We start from the raw sequence: 2,187 nt of genomic DNA on the forward strand, positions 1-2,187 counted from the left end.
AGATGGCCGCGGAGGAGGGCGACGGGTTCGACCCGCAGGCATGCAACCTCGCGGAGTTCTGCAGGAGGACGGGGCTCACCCGCTCCCGCGCGAGGACGGTCAGGGCACACGGGTTCAGGGCCCTGCCCCACGGGAACAGCGGGAGGAGGGCCGCGCCGGGCGTGCTCGCCGGCCACACCGGCCTGGTGGACGACCTCCTGCGGAAGGGCGTCACCAACTCGCAGGTGATATTCGAGCGGCTGCTCGGCCAGGGCTACGCCGGCGGCCTCACCACGGTGAAGACCTATATCGCCGCGCACCGGGACCTCGTGCCCGCGAAGAGGCGGCAGGCGGCCCCGCAGGGCTGCCGCGGCCAGCGCTTCAGGACGGCGCCCGGAGAGGCCTACCAGATGGACTGGGGCTTCGTCGCGGTCGAGCGCCCTGGCGGGGAGCGGGCGCGGATCGCCTGCTTCGCCATGGTCTGCCACCATTGCGGGGGCGCCCACGTCGAGTTCTTCCCGAACGCGCGCCAGGAGAACCTCCTCATCGGGATGCTGCACGCGTTCTCGGCGCTGGGCGTGCCCGCGACCGTGCTCACCGACAACATGAAGAGCGTGGTCGTCCGCCGCGATGCCGACGGCCGGCCCGTCTGGCAGGCCGACTACGCCGAGTTCATGGGCGTCGTCGGCTTCCGCACCAGGTTGTGCAGGCCGCGCCACCCCTATACGAAGGGCAAGGTGGAGAGGCTCGTCCGCTTCGTGAAGGGGAACTTCCTCGCGGGAAGGTCCTTTACCGACCTTGACGCCCTCAACCGGGAGGCCGCCCTCTGGTGCGCCGAGCAGGGAGGCCGCTGGCGGCGCGCGGCGGCATGCGTCCCGATGCGCGAGCACGAGGCGGCGTGCTCGGCGAACACCAGGCCGCTCGAGGTCACGGCCGAGGTCGAGCGGTACCTGTGCCCGCGCCGGAAGATCTCCTTCGACGGCTTCGTGAGCTTCGAGGGGCACCGCTACGGCGTGCCCTACTGGTACGTCCGCCGCGAGTGCAGGGTGAACCGGGAGGGGCGCGTGGTGCACATATACAGCGACGACCTCTCCCGCGAGCTCGTCGCCCACGCCGTCGGCACCGGCGCCGACGGCTGGTGCGAGGGGCAGTGGGAGACATCGCCGGCGCAGCCCGAGGAGCTGCCGACCCAGCCGGTGGGGACCGTGGTCGAGCAAATCGCCCCGCCCAGGACGAAACCCGGTTTCGAGAGGTTCGACTTCGGGAGGGCCGAATGATGGCGGGCGCGGGGGCGAGCCCCTACGAGCTCGCGAGCGACGCCGCGTCGAGGCTCGGGATCGCCGTCGGGGCGGAGGAGCTCGCGACCCTCGCCTCGGACCTCGACCTCGGCGACGGGGAGATGGCCGCCGTGGCAGCCACCTTCTCCTACCTTGCGGAGAAGAGGAGGCTCGCCTCCATCGAGACGCTGCTGAGGCTGAGCAGGCTGCCCAGGCGCGAGCCCAAGACCTTCGAGGGCTTCGACTTCTCCAGGATCCAGGGCCGGGACGCGGCCGCGCTGGGCAAGCTCCCGTCGCTGGCCGACCTCTACGCGCACCGCAACGTCGCCTTCGTCGGGCCCGGCGGCATAGGGAAGACGCACCTCGCGCAGGCCTACGGGCGCGAGTGCTGCATGCGGGGGCTCAAGACCTACTACATAAAGGCGACCGAGCTCAGGGACAGGTTCCAGAAGGCCGTCCAGCGGGGAAACACCTCGCGGGTCGTCTCCTCGCTCGTCAAGCCGTCGTGCCTCATCGTTGACGAGGCGGGGAGATGCGTCTACGACAGGCCGTGCACCGACCTGTTCTTCGATGTCGTCGACAGGCGCTACGAGAAGGAGGGGCCGAACGCGATGGTCCTCACGAGCAACATCGCCCCGAGCGGGTGGGATGAGTTCTTCACGGGCGACGACACGCTCCTCTGCGCCCTCGACAGGCTGTTCGACAAGGCGTCGGTGTTCGTGATGCGGGGCCCGAGCTACCGCGGCAGGGAGCTTGACACCTACTCGGTGGAGGCCGTCCCCCAGGCGGTGAAGGTGAGGGGGATCCAGCCCGAGGGGATGTAGGAATGCGATAGGAAAGTCATAGATGCGGGCGTGTTGGCTAAAATGGGTCGGCCGGGATTGGTCAATCTCGGCCGACTATATTTGGCTAAATTATTCCGGCGCTAACA

Annotated in this window: 2 protein-coding genes; both read left to right on the forward strand. The window is 69.4% G+C overall.

What is annotated here, in order from left to right; translation table 11 throughout:
* Positions 1–1,256: IS21 family transposase (istA, locus tag AAAX36_RS09400; RefSeq protein ID WP_138341784.1), on the forward strand; the 1,256-nt coding region annotated here is incomplete at its 5' end.
* Positions 1,253–2,080 carry an ATP-binding protein gene (locus AAAX36_RS09405; protein WP_349075280.1) on the forward strand — a complete coding sequence of 276 codons (828 nt, stop codon included), beginning with the start codon at positions 1,253–1,255 and terminating at the stop codon, positions 2,078–2,080. The genes istA and AAAX36_RS09405, both read left to right, overlap by 4 nt.
* Positions 2,081–2,187: the final 107 nt, after the last annotated feature.

The sequence above is a fragment of the Collinsella sp. CLA-ER-H10 genome (genome assembly GCF_040092475.1).
In the GTDB taxonomy this organism is placed as follows: domain Bacteria; phylum Actinomycetota; class Coriobacteriia; order Coriobacteriales; family Coriobacteriaceae; genus Collinsella.

Excerpts from the sequence above, each read along its gene's own strand:
- AAAX36_RS09405 (WP_349075280.1), top strand. The coding sequence starts at position 1,253 with ATGATGGCGGGCGCGGGGGCGAGCCCCTACGAGCTCGCGAGCGACGCC.